General features: G+C 39.3%; 15 protein-coding genes. 6 read left to right on the top strand and 9 right to left on the bottom strand.

The features are described from left to right. Window positions 1-50: 50 nt before the first annotated feature. Window positions 51-1502 carry a HEAT repeat domain-containing protein gene (locus tag UABAM_RS05500; protein ID WP_151966999.1) on the top strand — a complete coding sequence of 484 codons (1452 nt, stop codon included), beginning with the start codon at window positions 51-53 and terminating at the stop codon, window positions 1500-1502. A gap of 153 nt (window positions 1503-1655) precedes the next feature. After that, a complete protein-coding gene (locus UABAM_RS05495; RefSeq protein ID WP_151966998.1) occupies window positions 1656-2273 on the top strand; it encodes an SAP domain-containing protein in 618 nt (205 codons plus the stop codon). 76 nt (window positions 2274-2349) lie between these two features. Here UABAM_RS05495 and UABAM_RS05490 read toward each other — a convergent pair whose 3' ends face one another. The 5 genes from UABAM_RS05490 to UABAM_RS05470 all read right to left on the bottom strand — a co-directional run bounded on the left by UABAM_RS05490 (window position 2350) and on the right by UABAM_RS05470 (window position 9834). After that, complete coding sequence (locus UABAM_RS05490; protein WP_151966997.1) at window positions 2350-3750, bottom strand: flavin monoamine oxidase family protein; 1401 nt, start codon at window positions 3748-3750, stop codon at window positions 2350-2352. Window positions 3751-3919: 169 nt separating this feature from the next. Further along, the gene (locus UABAM_RS05485) at window positions 3920-4591 is read right to left on the bottom strand and encodes a pseudouridine synthase (RefSeq protein ID WP_151966996.1); all 672 of its coding nucleotides are present in this window, start codon (window positions 4589-4591) and stop codon (window positions 3920-3922) included. Between the two features lie 9 nt (window positions 4592-4600). Continuing rightward, the gene (gene rfbD, locus UABAM_RS05480; RefSeq protein WP_151966995.1) at window positions 4601-5449 is read right to left on the bottom strand and encodes a dTDP-4-dehydrorhamnose reductase; all 849 of its coding nucleotides are present in this window, start codon (window positions 5447-5449) and stop codon (window positions 4601-4603) included. A gap of 8 nt (window positions 5450-5457) precedes the next feature. Continuing rightward, a complete protein-coding gene (locus UABAM_RS05475; protein WP_390882033.1) occupies window positions 5458-8442 on the bottom strand; it encodes a serine/threonine protein kinase in 2985 nt (994 codons plus the stop codon). Between the two features lie 207 nt (window positions 8443-8649). Beyond that, window positions 8650-9834 (bottom strand): MalY/PatB family protein, encoded by a 1185-nt coding sequence (locus UABAM_RS05470; protein ID WP_151966993.1) that lies wholly within the window; start codon window positions 9832-9834, stop codon window positions 8650-8652. A 221-nt stretch (window positions 9835-10055) separates the two neighbouring features. Between UABAM_RS05470 and UABAM_RS05465 the strand changes: the two genes are divergently transcribed. The 4 genes from UABAM_RS05465 (at window position 10056) to UABAM_RS05450 (ending at window position 14570) form a co-directional block, all read left to right on the top strand. Continuing rightward, window positions 10056-11567 (top strand): protein kinase domain-containing protein, encoded by a 1512-nt coding sequence (locus UABAM_RS05465; protein ID WP_151966992.1) that lies wholly within the window; start codon window positions 10056-10058, stop codon window positions 11565-11567. 1 nt (window position 11568) lies between these two features. After that, the gene (locus UABAM_RS05460; protein ID WP_151966991.1) at window positions 11569-12099 is read left to right on the top strand and encodes a hypothetical protein; all 531 of its coding nucleotides are present in this window, start codon (window positions 11569-11571) and stop codon (window positions 12097-12099) included. A gap of 90 nt (window positions 12100-12189) precedes the next feature. Continuing rightward, a complete protein-coding gene (locus tag UABAM_RS05455; protein WP_151966990.1) occupies window positions 12190-13722 on the top strand; it encodes an alpha/beta fold hydrolase in 1533 nt (510 codons plus the stop codon). Further along, window positions 13719-14570, top strand: coding sequence for an alpha/beta hydrolase (locus UABAM_RS05450; protein WP_151966989.1), 852 nt, complete (start codon window positions 13719-13721; stop codon window positions 14568-14570). The genes UABAM_RS05455 and UABAM_RS05450 overlap by 4 nt, the downstream gene beginning before the upstream one ends. 349 nt (window positions 14571-14919) lie before the next feature. Here UABAM_RS05450 and UABAM_RS05445 read toward each other — a convergent pair whose 3' ends face one another. From UABAM_RS05445 to UABAM_RS05430, 4 genes are all read right to left on the bottom strand, one after another. Then, the gene (locus tag UABAM_RS05445; protein ID WP_151966988.1) at window positions 14920-15627 is read right to left on the bottom strand and encodes a nitroreductase family protein; all 708 of its coding nucleotides are present in this window, start codon (window positions 15625-15627) and stop codon (window positions 14920-14922) included. 15 nt (window positions 15628-15642) lie between these two features. Next, entirely contained in the window at window positions 15643-18111 is a 2469-nt protein-coding gene (locus UABAM_RS05440; protein WP_173013147.1) for a serine/threonine-protein kinase, read from the bottom strand. Between the two features lie 85 nt (window positions 18112-18196). Continuing rightward, window positions 18197-20125 (bottom strand): tetratricopeptide repeat protein, encoded by a 1929-nt coding sequence (locus UABAM_RS05435; protein ID WP_151966986.1) that lies wholly within the window; start codon window positions 20123-20125, stop codon window positions 18197-18199. Between the two features lie 13 nt (window positions 20126-20138). Beyond that, on the bottom strand, window positions 20139-20879 hold the full coding sequence (locus UABAM_RS05430) for a hypothetical protein (protein ID WP_151966985.1): 741 nt from the start codon (window positions 20877-20879) through the stop codon (window positions 20139-20141). Between the last annotated feature and the right edge of the window lie 76 nt (window positions 20880-20955).

The following is a 20955-nucleotide window of genomic DNA, read 5'->3' as shown; positions in this document are numbered from 1 at the left end:
TAAGCAACCCTAATTATCAAAATTATTAACGCAATCATAAAGGTACTATTATGCCAAAATATATAAAAATGCTTTTACTTTTTACGTTTGTCATAACAGTTATTGTTTTTACTGTTCTTCCCTCGCTTTCACAAATAAGCTATCCTTCTTTTGAAGGTTACATACATGATCTCAGTTCTTCAAGTGCAAGGGCAAAGAGACATGCTTTACACAGGATATTTTACTATGTAGGTTCTTCTAATGCCTCTTCTAGGTACCAAGATATCGAAGAAAAAGTGGTCCCTCTTCTGCAAGATGAAGATGTCTATGTAAGGTTAGACGCTTTTAAAACTCTAAAAATAATGAATTCTACTCATAGCGAAATTTTACCGGCGATCACAAAGAGTTTACAAGGTGATCACGAACGACTATGTATTCATGCCGTAGATTTGATTTCCGGAAAAATACCACCACAGTTGGAGAAGTTACTAGTGGTAAATTTAGAGAATGCAAATTGGCGTATACGTCGAGGTTGCGCAAAAGCTCTAGCGAATTTAGATACGATCTCACCTATTAGTATACCATCTGTTTTGAAAGCTTTAAAAGATGACTATTCTGTAGTGAGAGCCTTTGCCGCTAGATCGTTGGGAAATTTGTCTGTTTTATCCGAAGCAACCAAGATCGAATTGACAAAATGCTTACAAGACGAAAAACAATTGGTCGTTTTGTTTGCCGCAGATTCGCTGTCCAAACATAATGTTGAATTTTCATCTCCGTGGAAAGAAAAAGTACAAAAGCTACAGTCATTTGTGGAGGATTGTTTACCTCTTTTGTTGGTGAGAGAAAAAATACTGTGGAAACGACACGAAATTTTGTTTAAGGCTTCCATAAAAGAAGAGTGGGTGCCATTTTGTATGTCGCAATTGATGAGTAGAGGTGATACAAATCTTAAATTTTTAGAGTCATTGTTGCTTAGATTATTCGACAAGACGTGTTCCGAAAATTACGTTTTGGATCTACTGGAACTATTTCCACGGTTAGGTCGTTCACAATCTTCGACGATGGCGTATGACATTGTGGAAAAAATGGGAGAAAAAACGACTCCTTATCTCTTGAATATACTTAAAACCAACAAAGATTCGTTTATGCGTTTTTATGCCGCACAGTGTTTGCAAATGGAGCGGGGAGAACATCTAGAAAGCCTATTGTCTCTAGCGAAGTCAGAAAACGACAACCAAATAAGAGAAATTTACTATTCCAAAATTGCACAGCTCAAAATAAATTTAGAGAAAAAAGCACATATTCTCATGGAGGCACTCAATGACCCTGACTACAACGTTCGCGTTTCTATCGCGCGTTCTTCACAATTTTTAGATTGGAAAGAACACAAAACTACTATATGTAAAAAGTTACAATCCATCATAAATAACACGACAATTCCTTATGAGAAAAATGTAATGGAATACGTTTTACAAACCATCGAACAAAATACTTTTTCCAAGAACAAAATCATGGACAAGTAGAAAATATCGTTTGCATATCCATTATTTTGTAGTGTTCGTTTCGGTATAGATTTATTCGCTTCAAAACGAATAAATCTATACGAAATATATACATTCACTTTTTAACTAAATTTTAAAATAAGATCAATTTGGGAAACGAAAAGAAAGAAAAATATGAGTCAAAATAGTTTGTCGCCAAAAATGACAGAAACAGAGTTTGATAATGGTTATTGGTATGTGGATGAACTGCGAGTTTTTGCGAAAGAGTTGGGAATACCATCGACGTCTAAACTAAGAAAAGATGAGCTAGAAAAAGCCATAAAAGACTTTTTGCGTACTGGTAAGGTGAAAAATCCCACAAAAAGAAACCTCAAAAAAACCGGCGAAAAAGATATTAGCAAAGGTCTTAGTCTTACTCTTAAAGTCGTTCACTACACCAGTAATAAACAAACCAAAGAATTCATTGTAACAGAGGCCAAGAAAATAGTACCTGACTTACGAGAAAGGTCAGGGGTACGCTATCGTTTAAATCGCTGGCGAGAAGAACAAATAACTTTGGGAAAAGAGATCACTTATGGAGATTTAGTTCACAAATATATTGAGCTAAATCAGAGTGAAGAGCCTTTTGCCCGTGTTCCTCATGGACGTTATATCAATTTTGTTGCGGACTTTTTAGCAAATGAAAAAAACGCCACAAGAGAAGAGGCTATCAAACATTGGGAAAATTTAAAAGAGTTGGATATTCCCAAAACGTACACGTCTTGGAAAAAGTGGAATGCTAAAAAATCATAGGTAGAGTACATCAAATCTACCTATGATAGTTATTTTCGGTTTTGAATAACGCCTATAAAAGAGGTAAACGACTTGACTATTTTATCAGAGATCTTACTTCACGGGCAACTCTTTGTCCTGATCTCACCGCCCCTTCAATATAACCAGTCCAAATTACTGAAGTTTCGGTTCCGGCCCAGTGTATACGACCTACCGGTTTGCGAATTTCACTTCCGTATTGTGTTAAAATATTTGGTTGTAACGGAGAAACACAACCACTGCTCCACGCATCGTTCCCCCAATTGTATTCTTTATAATCAATGAAATTTCGCGCTTCGTTGCCAAACAATTGAACAAGTTGATTGATGATGGCATTTTTGCGACTAGAAAGACTACGCGTCATCCATTCATCGTCAGGAAAGACTAACAAAACGCCTGGTTTTCCTGAATGAGGTGAGTTGTCAAACGTTGCACTGACGGGTCCGGATTCTCCGATAGATTGACCATTTAAACCTTTTTTACGCCAGAAAGGCTCTGAATAAACAACACTGATCTTTGCTCCTGAGGTGGCTGTCCAATTTTCGTTTAACAATCTCCGGCGGCGACTCAACTGTGGTGTGATTTCTATTCGCGTGACATCGCGAGGCATCATGGCCATCACCAATCTTTGCGCACGGAAAGATTTATTTCTCGTATGAACAACCACATGTTTATCTTTATTTTCTATCCGTTGTACAGGGCTATTGAGCAATATATTTTTTCGCATATTTTGCGCCATCTTTAAAGATATGCTGTGCGCCCCTCCTACAATGCGACTTGTCTGTGCGGTACGGTTTATGGCGTCTAAACTTCCCGCAGAACGAATGTAATACAAGTAGTATAGTAATGAAAGATTCTCAGATGTTGTACTCAGTGGCATCATGATATCTATTTCCAGTAGAAAACGCGAAATTTCCGATTGAGCATTATTATCTAACCATTCTCCTGCGGTCATTCGATCCCACTGTTTGGCACGTGGTGCGACCCACGGTGCATTTACAGGAATGGTCTTTGCCATTCTTTCCAGTTGTGCTTTTACGCGATCGTAATCTTGCCAATCACTCGGTGACAATTCATCATCGGCAGATCCTCTGGCAGGCATACCTATGGCGCGTCCTTGCGTATACATGGGAAATGAATTTATCCCCAAGTCGCGAATCAACTTTTGTATTTCTGTTTGTGTCGGTCCTATCCATTGACCTCCCGCTTCGGCATAACCATTGCCAGCTGTTGGTATGTTGTATGTTCTTCCTCCGACTCTATTTCGCGCTTCTATGACTAAAACCGATTTAACCCCTTGATTTATCAATTCGCGGGCCGTTGTCAGTCCCGCTACTCCAGCTCCTACAACAATTACATCGTAGTTTTCATTTGTGTCTTCGGCCCATAGATTCGTAAAACCAAATGCCAAAAAAAGAGCGGATTTTTTTAGAAATTCTTTACGTGTGATGAGATTCATGTTCTTCCTAACAGAACAAAAATAAATATTTTACCCAATCTGACGGTTAGCCTACTCAAAGTTGTTGTTACAATGTTGCGACATTCGCAGAACGTCAATAACTAAATTTTTACCAAAAAAAGATTACGTGTCTGACTCCGGGAGTAACACAAATACATACTTGCCAATTCTATAAAGAGGCAACAATTTCTTTGTCGCACTCTGGTAAACGCAATAAAAAAGAACGAAAGTCGTCTGCAAGTGGTGCGTTTATTTGAACGATTTTGTCGTGACGCGGATGTTTAAACTCTAGCCATTTTGCATGCAAACATAGACGTGGCAATCCATATTCGGCACGAAAAAAGCGATTGATTTTACCTTTTCCGTAGCTAGTATCACCCAAAATTTGATGAGCACTGTGAGCTAAGTGGCGACGAATTTGGTGTTTGCGTCCTGTAAAGATTTGTGCGCGGATAAGAGAACAGCGAAAAAATTCACTTATTTTGTGAAAATGGGTGCGTGCGTGTTGCTTTACTCCTTTTTCACTAGTCAACTCGCGTTCCATGGTCCATTCCTCAGGTGCGGAACCACGTACAAAGGCAATGTATTCTTTGCGTGTCTCTGTGGATTGTAGAGATTCTTGTAATAGTTTTGCGTCTTCTTTGGTGAGAGCGAAAGCGATCGCTCCTGATGCGGCGCGGTCGAGACGATGAATAGGGTATAGGTATTTATCTATTTGTTGCGATAACGTTTGTAGTAGGAATATATTATCCTTTGCCATATCTGTTCTGTGTACCAGAAGTTTTGGTGGCTTTGAGACAACTACGATAGATTCATCCTGGTATAAAATGGGAATGTGCATTGTGTAACCTTAAAATTCAGTAGTAACATACTCGTGAAGTGCCTCTTGCCATGTGCGCATTTTATGAATCGCAGATAGCTTTGTACTTGTGATGCTTTCGTTAAAAGGACGCGGTGCTTTGGTGGGAAAAGATGCAGAACGGACACCCTTGGTTGTGCAATCCATCTTGGCGTCGGCGAATATTTTTTGGGCAAACTGTAAACGATTACAGCGACCAACGTTGGCGATATGATAAATCCCATAATCGGGTACTTTAGTGCACAGAGTTTCCAGAGCAGCGCTTAGATCTTTTGTATAGGTGGGACTTCCCCACGTGTCATCCACAACCGATAAAGAATCGTTTTTTTTCCCCAACTGTAACATTTTCGCCACAAATTTTTTATCGCGTTGTCCCCCACCAAATAACCATGTGGTTCGCACAATATAAAATTTTTGTAGTAGCTGTTGAATGGCTTGTTCACCTTTGTACTTTGATTCTCCGTAGATATTGACAGATCTTGTCACACAATCGCTTTCTTCATAAGCCGAAGTTTTATTACCATCAAAAACCATCCCAGTGCTTACGTATAGCAAAGTACAATTGTGCTGGCGACAACACTTTGCAATATTTTTCGTGCCTTGTTCGTTAACAAAAAACGCTTGTTGTGGCTGCTCTTCACAAAGATCGACATTGGTCATCGCCGCGAGATGCACAACAATCTGTGGCTGAATTTTCTCAAATGCGCTTGTCAGTTTTTGCACGTCCGTCACGTCGAGATCGCTGTGTGGAAACGCATGAACGTCATATTTTTCGTTCAATAGAGGAATGAGGTATGTTCCCACCATACCGCCACTACCTGTCACAATTACTTTTTGCATTTGTTGTCCTAATATTCCGCATATTCGGTTTCAAAATTTTCGTCGAGCTTGCCGTCAAAAACTTGTTCGGTAAATTTTTGCGGATGCTCGTTTACATAGTCGGATAAGCTTTTTTTATTGTTCGTAGATGAAATGAGTTTGTGTAGTTTAAAGTCGTCCATTGTTAGGCGGTGAGCGATGTTGCGTACATGGATTCTCCTGGGGCATGCGAACACAATGGTGTTTTGAATAAAATCGACATCATAGGCACCTTCTACAGGGAAAATCCAGTTCACTTTGCGATCGGCATTTGTTTCGAAAACAATGGCGTGGGCATTTCTCAAAAAAACGATGTAGTCTTCTTTTATATGCCATGTATTGAGGACATCAACTATATTTTCTAAGACCTGTCCGTTGCGATCTATTATTTTTAGATGCGCGTCTTTTGTAAATACATAAATTCGGTCTTTGATACATTTTAGAATTTCATGTGAAACCGAAAATTTTTTGCTGTATATTTTCTTGAGTTGTTTATCTACAATGCAAAGAGTCGTATTATAATTATCTTTTTTCATGCCATTGTCATTGTTGTTGGTGAGAGTATAAAAAATATCACGGTGACTGTTGACGACCAAACTAGTGCATTCCATTTTTTCTGATAAAGTAATTTTTTGCAGCATTTTATTTTTGATATCTTCCACACATATACAGTGATCTTTCTTGCTGTAGTAAACAATTGTCGAACCATTTGCCTCTATGTGCAGAAAACGCTGTTGTGGGCAGCGATAAAAGACTTTTCCGGTCATAGTAAAAATGATATTTTCCAATTTTGTCTTCACAATGATATAGTCTTCATCAATGCGAAAGTCAATGATTCTATTTTGTATTGTGGAAGTCCACAACTTCTGATCTTTTCGCCACACAGATATTTGATTTTGCAAAACAACTAATTTCTGGGAACGATGAAAGCGCAGCTTGCGTACTTTTTTCGTGGGGATATTGAATGATTGCAAAGCAAATGAGCGGTCCCACAAATAAACACCATTTTTATTTGTTGTTGCAACATACTTGGCATGCGGATGAATGGCGATTTGGTGGAAATCATTTCCGAAATAACCGATGAGCGCTGGATTTTCCGGAACAAAAAAATCGGTGATTATGATCTCGGAATACGATACAGTAAAAACAATATTGTCATTGAATGGCGCTGTGTATAATTCAACTTTTCCGAAATTGTCGTATTCGAAATTGCCTTGCTTTTTACGACTAATACGATTGCCCTGGATGTCAAAAAGTCGCAGATATCCATCGTAATAGCTCGCAATATACTGTCCGTCGTGGCATAGCGTCATGGAACGCATTTTTTTGGGTTTTCGCCATTTTTGTATTTTGTGCGTATGTTTGTTGTACACATGTACATGAGAAGAAGATGTGTAAACTACACTATTTGTGGAGATATCTAAGTGTGTAATGTTTTGCGTGCATTCACGAATAAGAGTCGTTTTTTTATCCTCAATATTCAAAACGTGCAAATTTTTGCCACTCACGAAATATACATCAGGAAATTCCCACTTTACAATAGATATCGACTTAGGGACATCACAATACTCGGTGATTTTTTTTCCGTTGTAGTGATAGACAATACCGTTTTTCCCGAAAATAAAGGTTCGTTTGTCTTCGCTCATGAATATGTCAGACACTTCCTGGATGGAATGTTTTATCTTTGCAATTATTTTATGGCTTGGGATGTCCCATATTTGGAGATTTTCCTCATTGATCATTGCCAGTAAATCACCATTTTGGTTAAAGGCAATGTGCTGTACTGTGGGGAATTCCTCATTCAATAAATAACGTTGTACCAAACCGTAGTGACGTAAATTTCTATAGAGCATTTTGCGCGTTCCGTTGCGAATTTTGCCAATATCTTCTCCACTTAAGCCTTCCAAAAATTGCAAACTGCGACCGGTGAGTAGACCACTTTCTCTTGTGAGTCCAACATTAAACTTGATATCGGCATTGTATGAGGCAAATTTAGCCAAAATTTTACTAGAAGATTTGTGCTTTTCGGCAGCCTGGAGACGCGATTTTTTCAAATACTGTATATGCACAACCGTAAATATAATGGTTAAAAGTATGCATAGGGTGGTGAGAGCAAAGGTAAGTTTATGGCGTAAAATAAATTTGTATACTTTTTTGATGGGCGTGTACGGACGTGCTGTTACCGACTGCCCTTGTAGAAAATTTTGTAGGTCATCCGCAAGAGACTTCGCAGAAGAGTAGCGTTTACGAGGATCTTTTTCTAAACATTTTAAGCATATTGCCTCTAGGTCGACGGGAATATCGGGATTCAAAGCTCTCGGCGAAATAGCGTCCTGGTAACATACGCGGAAAATGATATTTATATTGTTGTCTCCTTCAAACGGAGGACGCGATGTCAATAGTTTGTAGAGCGTTGCTCCCAAAGAATAAATATCCGTAGAATTCCCCAATGGATTACCATAGGCCTGTTCTGGTGACATGTAAGCCACAGTACCTAGCAATTCACCGGTTTTGGAAATTTGTTCGTCGTCTTGTTGTAATTTAGCTAGGCCAAAATCCATTAGTTTGGGTTCTTTGCCTACAAGCATAATGTTGGCGGGTTTGATGTCGCGGTGAATAATTCCTCTGTCATGCGCGTCTTGTAATGCCAATGCCACTTTTTGTATCACTTTTGCTATTTGACGAAAGGATAGGTTGTTGATTTCGGCGAGAGATTTTCCTTCTAAATATTCCATTGTCAAATAAATTTGCGGATCCGTTCCATAGGAAAGAAGACGTACGATATTGGGGTGCTGTAACTTTCCCAGAATTTCCATTTCTTTTTGGAAACGCGAGACCATATTCTCATCGCCATGGGAGATAATTTTGAGTGCCACAACGCGTTTGATTTTCGTTTCGTAAGCTTTGTAGACGATCCCCATACCGCCTTGCCCCAGTTTGTGTTCGATTTCGTAATCACCAAACTCTCTTCCCATGATTGGTTGAGAATGTATCGTTGTACGATCTACGAGAGTAACATCTTCCGAGAGCGATTCATCTTGAAAAAACGTTTTGCAAACAAGTATTTTTTTGTCGCAGTTGGGACAGCGTCCTGTTTGTCCAAGATGCGTATTGGAAATGCGAATTTTTTTACCACAAGTACAAACGAATTTTTTATTGCTTATTTTCATTTTTTCCTCAAGTTACGTTGCCAATTCTTTGGCGATACGCTCCATGCACTCTTTGAGGGTGGCTTTGGGGCAAGCGACATTTATTCTCTCGAAACCAGTTCCTTCTGCCCCAAAAAAGTATCCTTCGTCAAGTGCGATTTGGCATTTATGGACAATCAAATCGGTCAGTTGCGATTGCGTTAACCCTAACTGGGTAAAATCGAGCCAGGCCAGATAGGTTCCCTGGGGCTCTACTAATTTTACCTGTGGGATATTTTGGCGACAAAAATCAGCAATAAACTCCATGTTGTCTTCCACATATAGAAGGAGTTCATCAAGCCACTCGTCGCAGTCGTTATATGCTGCTTTGGTTGCTTCAATGCCCATGGGATTTGCGTCGAGATTGAAGTGTTTGTCTATTGCCGTACGCATGTAGTTTCCGCGTAATTTTTTGTCAGGTATAATGATATTTGATGTATGCATACCTGCCAAATTAAACGTTTTGCTTGGGGCGGTACAAATAATTGTATTTTGCATAAAGCGTTCTGCAACATTCGTGATGGGAATATGGCGATGATCTTTCAACGTCAAATCACCATGAACCTCATCCGAAACGAGAATTATGTTATTTCTAAGGCATATATCTCCGACTGTTTCGAGTTCCGCCGCTGTCCAAACTCTTCCCACAGGATTATGCGGATTACATAAGAACATCAATTTGGTGGTGGGGTCTGCCGCTTGTTTTTCTAGATCTTCAAAATCTATCGTGTAATAATTTTTATCATATACCAGTGCGTTGTTTGCCACCACACGACCATTATTTTCGACAACAGCAGTAAATGGGTAATAAACTGGCCGCTGGATAATAACTTTATCTCCGGGATTGGTAAAGGTCTGTACACAAAAACACAAGGTCGGTACTATCCCACGTGCATAAACAATCCACTCTTTTTCGATTGCCCAATCGTGTCTTTTTGCCATCCAGTTTATCACAGAGCTATAGTAATCGTCCCCACAAATCGTATACCCCCAGATGCCATGTTCCACACGTTTGCGGATGGCATCTTGAATAGGAGGGGCACACTCAAAGTCCATATCCGCTACCCATAAAGGTAATAACGTTTTATTCTCAAAAAGTGGAAACATTTTTCCAAGATGATCCCACTTCATTGATTCGGTGTTACGCCTATTTATTTTTTTGTCGAAATTATATTTCACTTGATTTATCTCCCTTTAGATCTTTCGCACAAAAGCTTAACTTTACACCAAGTGTATTTTCTATTATGTCATAAACTCACTCAAAAATAAATAGTGCATTTAACGTAAAAGCATGGCAAAATTCGAATGACAACGACCGCGTTTTTGTGTATCCTAGGAGAAAGTATATTGTAAATGGCATTTCTGTGTAGATTCTTGAAAATAACAATCTGAGGTAACCAATGGAAATATTAAGCGGCAAATACAAAGTAGAGTCTACTCTGGGGCAGGGCGCCATGGGTAAGGTTTATCTTGTAAGAAACTTGCGTAGTGGTTGTTATTTTGCCGCAAAGGAATGCAACTCCCTAAATCCAAAGATTCTGGAGCGTATACGTCGTGAATTTTATTTTTTAACGCGCATCAATCACCCCAATATTGTACGTGGTATTGAATTTTTACAACAGAAAAATAGTTATTTTATTGTAATGGATTACATTCAAGGAGTTACAGTTCGCGACGTATTAAAGAAGAAGTTATTCACCATAGACTTCAATAAAAAATTAGAAATAGCAACACAAATTTGTAGTGCCGTAGCTACCCTAAATAAAGCAGAAATTATTCATCGTGATATTAAACCTTCTAATATCATGCTTGAGGGAAATAATCTTGTTCCTCGTCTTTTAGATTTAGGAATCGCCAAAATGGAAAGCATGCAAAGCCTTACGCAACCTGGAAAAGTTGTGGGAACTCCGAAATATATGAGTCCTGAACAAGTGGAAGGTTCTATTGCGCATAATTCCGATGTTTTTTCTTTGGGTGTGGTGTTGTATCAGTGGTTTGCATGGATGGAGAATTCTCCTTTTCACGACCAAAGTAAGGCACGGGTCTTTCGCAATATTTTGCAAGCGCGTTTGCCATTACTTCATGAATTCTTAGGGGATCGGTCTCCTCATGTTGCATATGTGGCAAGACTTTTGGACCAAGCACTACATAAAGATCCGCAAAAGCGACTTAGCTCCACCGCCGAAATGTACAATATATTGCGAAACTGTCCTCTTGCACAACCAAATCAGGTCGTGGCAACTTCACCTCCGTTAAGTACAACTCCTGCGTCGTTGCCAAATCCAGAACCAATAGATTTGGAATCTCTTGATGACGAAATACAGAATTCGCCAAGTAAAATAGCTCGTAGAAAAAACGACGACAAAATATTTGACAAAAACGTCATCATCATCCCCTTACTTTTAGCAGGTCTAATTTTGTGCGGCTTTTTCTGGATAATGTCATTTGATAAAACGCCTCCGAAGAAAAAAACGCCGAAAATTTTGCGGAAAAAAATACAAAAAAGTAATACAAAAAAAGACAAAACACCACCAAAGAATCATAATAAAAGTAATCATGGCGATGATAAAAGCACAAACAAGCGCCCAGAAACGAAGGAAAAAGAAGAAGTCAAAAAGCAAAGCCCAAAAACAACACACAACAAAATGTTTGCGGCACATTACAAATTAGGTGCGCAATACATGAAGTTAAAACACTATTCAAAAGCATTACGTCACTTTACGAAAGCTATTAAGATGGATCATCGCCATGCTGATTCCTTTAGATCACGAGGAATCTGTTTTTTCTATCTCGCAAAATATCGTCGCGCACTTCGTGATTTTAACAGGGCTTTAAAACTTGAACCAAGTTTAGAGGGAGAGCTCCAATCTTACATTGCAAGATCAAAAAAATTAAAAAGCGAAAGGGATTAGTATGAAGATACTGACATTCGTTTTTTGTTGCATCATCATTTTGAACTACGCGGATGAACAAAAGACTGACAACAAAATATATCCTTTTACTTTAGAAAAAAATGAAATACCGAAAGGACATACGTTAGTTAAATTTTCCGAGAACGACAAGAAACAAGGTTTAAAAAATCCTGGATTTATTCCCCAAAAATTTCTCAAGGATTTTTGCACGAGACTTAAAATAGAGCCAGAAAATATTCATCGCATTTATAATGTTTCTCTCAAAGGAAAAAGCGATCAAGCTGGTTACATGGCTTTTGAATTTAGTGACAAGCAATTGTTGGACAAACATTTAGAAAAAGTCCTCAAAATGGTAGTAGGATGGGTTTTTATCTATTCACACAAAGAACACCTTCTCTTATTTTGGTCACATGACAGTGAAAGTGTGCCTATCCTTCAGCAGTGGGCGGGACATGTAGTAAAGCGTTTAAAAAGCAAAGATGAAGTTAATGTGCTTTTTCGTGGGAAAAGATATATTCCTCCTGCTTTTTAAAAACACCATAAGAGTAAAAGATTTCCTAGTAAATAAAAAAAATCGTTCTTTCACACTGTTTACATACACATAAATATTTGGGAGGGCATTATGAACGACAATAACTTTGATTATCCTGGCCCTGCCTTTGATCAGCAAGAACCACAACGCAAAAAAATCACTCAGCAAATCAAGAACGTGACAAAAGAACGAGTGACAAAAGCGAGTGGTTATGTGCGTACAAAATATCGGCAAACAAAAAATCAGGTAAAAAAAACCGGGAAACAGGTAGGTCACTCCGTCAAGAAAACCGGAAAACAAGTTGGCAATACTGTCAAAAAAACTGGGCAACAAGTTGGGGATACCGTAAAAAAGCCTTTTGATGTAGTGAAACACGCTTTGGAAACACGTGAAGACGAAGTGCGTTTTTATTTTAACAACTACATGAGTACGAGTAGTATTGATTACGATTATGGTTATGATCCAACAGCGTCGTTGGAATATTTAAAAACACAGAGTGATTACTTACAAGCACAAACCCCACAAGCATATGACCATATTAGCCAAGGGTATTATGGACAAACACTCAGTTATATTGGCATACAAATAAAATCGGCTTTCGCTGATAATGGTTGGTACTATTCTTTTATGGAATTTACCCCACAATACACTCAAATTAAAAAGGTGATGGTATTGTGGCATGGAATTGGTTCATGGTGTGGTGACCTGTGCCACATAAAAAAAATTGTGGAACAGGGAATTTATGTGGTGGCAGTTGATCTATTAGGGCATGGTGCCTCTAACTCAGACGCACAGCCCCAAAAAATATCTACCCCCAAAGGGCATATTGGCTCTTTTGAGGAGTGGATCAAGCAAATAGCTCATGCAACCATCACCATACAAGAGGTGATAAAAGAGTACCTACATGTGGAAGTGGTGATGGCGGGTATTAGTCTTAGTGGTATGTTAACAACTAGAGCCATCATAGACTACAGGGATCAACTCCCCAAGCGCACTTTGCTTATTTCTCCTGGCTATGCTGCGGCAGGAGGTCTGTGGTTGGGAAATATTCCTTTAGTCCGTAAGTGGAAAGGTTTGGTGAATTTTTCAAAACGCTACATACCTTCTTTCAATCGCAACAGTCCCTTTTACATAGGTGAAGTGCTGCGCATTATTAAAAATGCCAATTTTAGTAAGCAATTGCATTACAATGACTTATATACAGGGCATATGACCGATGAACATCGTGAGTACGTTGATAATTATTATGAGAAGCTCAACCTTAATCAACGATATGTCACCGCTGGGGTTACGGACAAGTTATACAAAGAAGTATGTAAAGTGTCGTTGTCTTTAGAGAAGTTGATCAAAAAAGGAAAAATTCACGACAGTAATTTTTTTATTATCACTACGGGAAAAAGTGAAATAGACGACAAAATTATCTGCAAGCATATTATCCGGCAGTATATAAAAAAGTTACGCGGTCATGGTAATCGGGTCGCACATATTAACCTCGACGAGGTGGAGGACCACGAACCAATATTCAACTATGGTCGTGTAAGAAATCGTCCGCCGGAGCAGGATATCATGAAAATTATCGGTGACTATGTATTGGAAAATTTATCTTTGGGAGACATTTTATGAGGACTTTAGTATTTGGACTACTGCTGTGTAGCTTTGTATATGCGGACTATACAAAATACAGTGATATTAATTACAATTTAGATAAGCAGTCCGAAAAGATGAATACACTGGATATTTATGTTCCCAAACAAATATCAAAGCCTCTTCCAGTGATGATTTATGTTCACGGCGGAGGGTGGTGCATTGGTGATAAGAAAAGAGTGCATCACAAAGCAACGTTGTTTACCGATGAACAGTATATCTTTGTTTCGATAAACTATCGACTTTCTCCTTTTCCCTTAGAACTAAAAAATAAAAATAGGATTATGTTTCCCGATCATCCAAATGATGTAGGCGAAGCAATCGCGTGGTTACATAAAAATATCGCGGAGTACAAGGGGGACAACGAAAAGTTTTTTCTGATTGGTCACTCGGCAGGAGCACATCTTGTTGCACTGGTCGCAACAGATGAATCTTATCTCAAGCGCTACGACATTTCTACAGAGATTATTCGCGGTACGTGTGCACTTGACACCGCAGCATATGACGTTGCAAAGCGTACATCAACCGCCGGAGGAATGTTCTTTAACGCTTTCGGTACGGAAGAGGAAAATAAAAAGTACGATACGTGGCGAAAAGCCTCTCCTTCGGAATACGCGGATCGCGAAGATGGTCCTATGCTTTTAGTGACGCAAAAAGGACAAGAGATGCGCGAGCAACAAAACTATGGGTTTGCAAAGTTGCTCTCCAATTGTGAGGTTTATTTGATTGATAAAACACATCGCGAAGTCAATGTTGACTTGGGAAATCCGCAAGACACGACCATGTTAACGACCGTAGTGATGACGTTTTTTCAACGTTTGCGATAGGAAACAATCATTGACTAAAAAGTACATTTCAGTCAATAAAAGATTTACAAATCGATGTCATTCCCGCGTAAGCGGGAAACCAGCAATATAAAGATGACTTATAAACGCTGGATCCCTGCTTCTGAGGGATGACCGTGCCCAACAGCAAGCCGTTGTTTTATTAAAATCAAACTACTTCAACTTGCTGTTGAAATTGTACAATTTGGTCGTGCAAAGTGTTGTACAATTGTTACTTACGATCAAAATTGCAAAACCATTTTGTTTTGTAGTTCCAGAGAACAACGTAAGATCTTACGGTCAAAATTGCAAAACCATTTTGTTTTGTAGTTCCAGAGAACCGTGCCCAACATTACACCTCAAATACATGATGCTTCGAATCAAAGCGCATGCGCGGGTAATAAATTCCATCCGCGGCACCTTTTCCGGCACCGATCATCATCACCGTAAAAGCATCGCTTGGGTAACCGAGGATTTTGCGCACACGTTTTTCGTCGAAGCCTTCCATGGGGCAGGAATCGTAACCATGAGCTTTTAGTGCTAGCATTAAATTTTCCGCAGCCAAGGCACATGTTTTCGCTGCCCATGTCTGCATGCCTTGCTTAGAAAAAGGCCCGCGTGGGACCGGGCGGAATAACCCTACAACAGTCATCATTATCTTGCGTGCGAATCCTAAAATGCCTAAAGGACCTTGTGTATAAAGTAATTTTACGGTCTTGGTGTAATAGGATTCCACGGCGGGGGGAATATCACCTGGCCATTCATTGAGTAATTTTTGTGCGTTCTCTTTCCATGATTTGCTGCGACCCACCACCGCGATTAATACTGCGGCAGTTTTGGCCGCACGTTGTTGGAAGCACGCTGCCGCAAGTTGTTTTCGTTCATTCTCTGAGGAAACAACGTAAAATTCCCATGGTTGCAAGTTACTAGAATTTGGAGCTAAAATTGCCAATCGCAGGCATTCTTCGATAACTTCGCGTGGGATTTCTTCATCGGTGAAGCGTCGTACCGAACGGCGCGTTTCGATAATTTCACGTAGTGCTTCTATGTGGTTTGTCATAACACAATCTTTCCATTATTCCGAAATATATTCTAAAGAATTCATCGCCTCTATCAGTTCTGCTTTGTGGTTTTCATTGTTTGCACGATATACAGCGAATATACCATAGGCATTGCCATTTTTGATAGTATAGAAACGTTGTGATTCAAAACGTATGTTGCTTCGTTTATTGCGCAGATTATAACTTACGAGAATACCGTTTAAGCCTCCGATACGATATGGTTTTTTGTCATTTACACGAAAGCGGTAGAACTTCATGATACTCTGCCGTTCCATTTTTCGGCGGCAATAATCGAGGTCTTTGCTTTCTATTTTGAAGGACTGCACCGTGAAATAGAAGCCTCCTAAGTAACCGTAAAATTTCATGCCTCCATTGTTAAATTTTTTTTCTCGTACCGGCCACTTGGTTTTGACTTTATAGCGAATGTGTAAATCTTTGTTTTCGACCGTGGTATATTCCTCACCAATGATAGACAACGAGTACATTGCATGAAGGACACCTGCATTTTTGCGATGTGTGTCCTGAGGACGACGCGCTGTACATACGTACGCAATTCCATCATGAATTGCGGTGAACATTTGCAAATAGAATTTTTTTCCCGCGCTGTGTAGTTGATAATACGTCATTTTCCCCTTTAGTTCGTTAATTTGCGTATCTTGCTGTTTTTTTCGTACAAGTTTAGCGCTTACATTGGAGCTGAGAATCACTTTTTCGGCGGTTTGAATGACGTGAGATATATTTTCGTGACGAACTCGTGAAAAAGCAAAAACTGCATAACTATTGGTTCCGGTGCTGTACAAGATGCGAAAAATATCATCATCGGACAATACCTGATATTTCCATACAGGTTTGATGTAAAATTGAGCTTTATATTTACGCGTAACCCATTTTTTCCATTTGTTGGCGATGTATTTGTAGTTGCGTAACGTTGACACCGGGACATATTCTTGTGTATTCTGCTGCGGAGATTTCTTTTGTGCTGTGTTGTGTGAAGACTCATCAACTTGTCGTGACAATTCTTTTTCTGTTGTTTTTTTCAAAGGAGGATCAATGCGCTGTGGTGGTTTTTGTTGCGAAGTTACCATCAGAGGTTGTTTCGTCTTAGGTTGTTTATTTCCCCGTCCAATAAAAATGCCTATAGATAAACACACAACAAAAGCACATGCCATTGCCATGATCCGCGTGTATTTTTTTTGGTTGCGGTTCATGTGTTGCGAAATTCGACTACTTGATACGGAAAGTGCTTTGCCATGCAGGAAATTTTGTATGTCACTATGCATTTCTCGTGCAGTTTGGTAGCGTTTATCTGCATCGCGTGCCATAGCCTTCAAGCATATGGCTTCTAATTTACTCGACAAGTTTTTGTTATAAGTGCGCATCGGTTTGACTTCGCCATGTAAAATGTTGTAAATTATTTTTGACTGTGAGGAACCATTAATGGGGCAAACACCGGTAAGCATTTCATAAAAAATGACACCTAGTGCATATATATCACTACGTAAGTCGATACTCTTGCTTTTGCCTTCCGCCTGTTCTGGGGACATATATTTTGGCGTCCCTAAGATTTGTCCACTATTTGTAAGATCCTCGTCTTTTTTTACGTCTTTGGCCAAACCAAAGTCCATCAAAAATATGTGATTTTCCTTTAACAGAAGATTACTTGGTTTTAAATCGCGATGAATAATCCCACGTTGGTGCGCATAGTTGACAGCGGTGAGAATTTGCAACATCATGTCACAACATTTTCGCGAAGACATTTTTTTTTCTTTTAGAATGTCTTTTAGGGGCATTCCGTCGATATAGTCCATCGCAATAAAAGAAATACCGTTGTGCACACCTACATCATGGATTTGTACTATATTGGGATGTTTTAGTTGCGCCATTGTCTGCGCTTCACTAAAAAAGCGTTGCTTGATGGTTTGTGGAGCGTTTTGTAAATTTAGGAGAACCTTAATGGCAACATCTTTTTGTAGAATAGGGTGTCGTGCGCGATATACGCGTCCCATCCCTCCACTTCCTACAAGTTCCTCTATTTGGTAGCTTGCTATTTGTGGAAAAGCTTTTTTGTTAAGTGTGCCCTCTAGTCCACTAATCCAACTCTGGATGAGTTTATATTCCTCATTGACCAGTACTTTGTTTTTGTACAAATCTGTGGCAATTTTTTGCGCCGCATCGCGATGAATAAACTGTTTATCGGCATAAGTCAACGATGTTGTCGAGCCATCACTATTTTTCAGCTTGTTGTGCATTAAATTTTTCACCTGCATTTCGTTTAAGTAACCATAACGACTAGACCCCTGCAGTAAGGCGTAGTATGCAACAAGGAAATGCAAGTAATTTTTTTGTTGTGTATTGATAAGCTGAGATTGCGCCAAGTTGTTCAATAAATCTCCACGGCAATTTTTTACCGTTTCCAGTTGCTGCACATTAAGATATCCTGATGCTTGGATACAATTTAGCACTAGAGAGTTTCTATGATGCATCGCTTCTCCCATAAAATTCAAAAGCGTTTACCGTTTCTACCATAATAGCAGATATTTTTACTCTGCGCAATAACGCGCGTAAGGTCTATGTAAGTTTCCGTAGAAAGCGTCGAATTTCATTGATTTCGCGTTGCCACCCCAACGTTTGATAGCTTTCTAGGCTCTTCGTGTAGCAGTCACGTGCCGCAGAATTACGCTGTAAATCAAAATGGAAAATATTGCCTAACGCTCGGTTCAGTTGCGCGGTGTTTTTGGTATCCTTCAGGTCTTCGGCAATTTCTACCGCCAGTTTGTAATGCTCAACGGCTTTGTTATATTGTTTTAATCGCAAATAAACACTGGCGGCATTCTGACTGTGAAGAAGGCTACCTCGCCGATCTCCCAGGTCTTGCGCAATTTCCATCGCTTGTAAATAACAATCCAAAGCTTTGTGACGTGTTTGTGAATTGCGTTTATAAATCCCTCCCAGGCTACTTAGACGTACAGCAATTCCTTGTTTATCTCCCAAAAGACGTGTGATGCGTTCGGCCTCTAAAAAATATTCCAGTGCTGTGTCGTAATCTTTTTCGTCACGGTAAATCTTTCCGATATTGTCTAAGTTAATGGCCAAACCTTGTTCGTCACCTATGGTGACACATAGTTCTTTTGCTTGTTTCAAATAATCCAGTGCTTGTGATCTTCTTCCCATGCTTTTGTATAAGCCACCTAGTTTATTTAAATAAAAAGCGAGTCCCTTTTGGTCAGAGATCGATTGAGCGATGTCCACCGCTTTTTGGTAATAACCCAATGCTTGTGTGTAATTGCGCCGTACGCGATAGATTCCGCCTATGCTGTTTAGATACTCTGCTTCTAAACGCAAATCTTTATTTTTTGCGGCAATTTGTTGCGCTTTGCAAAAAAAATCAAGTGCCTCGTCATAATAGCTTCGTACTTTTTGTAGGTAGCCCATTTCATTGTAAGCATTGGCAACAAACGCATAATTGTCTTTTTCATCGATAATTTCTGTCATTTTGAGATAACAAGCAAAGGCTTTTTCAATTTGCCCACTGTGGCGTAACAAACGACCGATGATGCTAAAGGCACTCGGAATATCAACATGTTTTTGGGCCCACTGATCTAAAGCGACATGCAGTTGTTCATTTTTATGTTCGATCAGTCTATGTTGCTGTTCCTCACTGTAAGTGTGATGCGGCAACTGCTCGCCTAGAATCTCCGTAAATACTTGGGGAAATTTTCCGTGAGTGATTTGACCTTTTTTGTCATAGAGCTTTACGAGTTTCTGTACATGAGGGTTTATCGTTTCTTTGTGGTCGTCTTTTTGCAAAAAATTCCACACAAAGCCTTGGGCATCTTTGACAGAACTTTCCATTGCCAAATAATCGAGATTGATTTTTAAATCGGCGCCGCTATATCCCCAAAAAGCAAAATAGTATTCACGAAGAAGTTGTTGTAGAACACGCTTTTTTACACTGGACAGCCCCTGACTTTCTTGTTCTACCGTGGCGGTAATTGTCTGTGGTGTTCGAATGCAGCCATGAAGTTTTAGCAGGTGTACATTTGTTGTATCTTTAGAATCAAAGTTGGCAAAATGTTCGTCACTGGAATACACTTTGTGCGGTATGCTGCTTTTTTGCAACGCTGTTTCGATAAAAACGTCAAAATTGGTGGTGACGATGTATTTTAAATAGCCTTTTTCTGCGAGTTTGGCTAAATAAAGGTGATTTATGTTTGGCTCCCCTTGCTCTAAAGCCTGAAAGCTTTCAAAATATCCCTCACAATATTTTAGAATAATGGAGGCAACATATTCTGGTGTCAGACCTTTCTTGTCGTTTTCACCAATCATGTCGATCTGTGTTAGATCGTGTGTGTAATTTTGTAAAAAACTATCGGTATTGGCGATAGAAGATAGAGTGTAGTCGCGAAGCATATGCCAATCGGGAAGACCGGCGGGGGGTTCTAAACTAATGCCTGCCCCGCAAAATAACACAGCTTTCTTTTGTTTAAAAATATCCATTTACTCTCCTCATTTATTTCCGAAGTTCTTCAAGAGCAACGTCTAGTTCTGTTCTACCAATTAACAGAGACTGCTGCTCTTTAATACAATCTTCAATGATCTTTTCGAATACCAACTCTTCCGCGGTACACTTTGCCAAAATACCTTTTTGGTAAGAAATTTGACTGATTACCTTGGTGCGTTCTCCTAAGTTACTCCAGCTTTTTTTGTATTCTAATACTTTTAATTTCGCCTGAAGCTCTTTTAAGGTAGCGCTTGCCTTTGTTCGTTTTGCCGGAATTAATGTTTTTTTTTGCTGTGCATCTTCTTGGCGCGTCTGTATTTTTTTTTGTTTGGCCATCATTTGTGATAAACGTTTTTCTAAGTGGGAAATTCTAGTTTGTGCGAATGAAATTTTTGGCGACGAAACTGACTTCGCAAAAGCGGATAAAACGCCATAATATGTTGCTAAGTCATTCTGTTTTTCAGCGATTTTTTGTTTTGTGGACGCGAGCTGTTTTTCGTAGTAAAGCAACTTGGTTTTTAGTACCCCTTGTTGGATGATGGAACTTTCGGCATTTAACTTTTTGGTTATTGCGCGTTTATTAAGTAAAAGTTCCTGATATTTTTCTTTGCTTGCGCCTAGTTCTTTTTCTAAAATAGGAATGGCATTTTCTATAATACCTAAGTGCGGTTGTAGTATTTGTCTTTGTTGTGTTGATACATCGGCATTTAAAGATATGACAACACCCAATATTAAGAATAACTGCTTCATAGTAGTTTCCTTTATAAATTTTTTTTCTGTGATAAATTTCTGGAAAAAAATTATTTCGCAACTCAAAATAGTGATA

Source organism: Candidatus Uabimicrobium amorphum (assembly GCF_009002475.1).
GTDB classification, from domain to species: domain Bacteria; phylum Planctomycetota; class Uabimicrobiia; order Uabimicrobiales; family Uabimicrobiaceae; genus Uabimicrobium; species Uabimicrobium amorphum.
The sequence above is the reverse complement of the archived record's forward strand: the minus strand, read 5'-3'. Positions and strand labels throughout refer to the sequence as shown.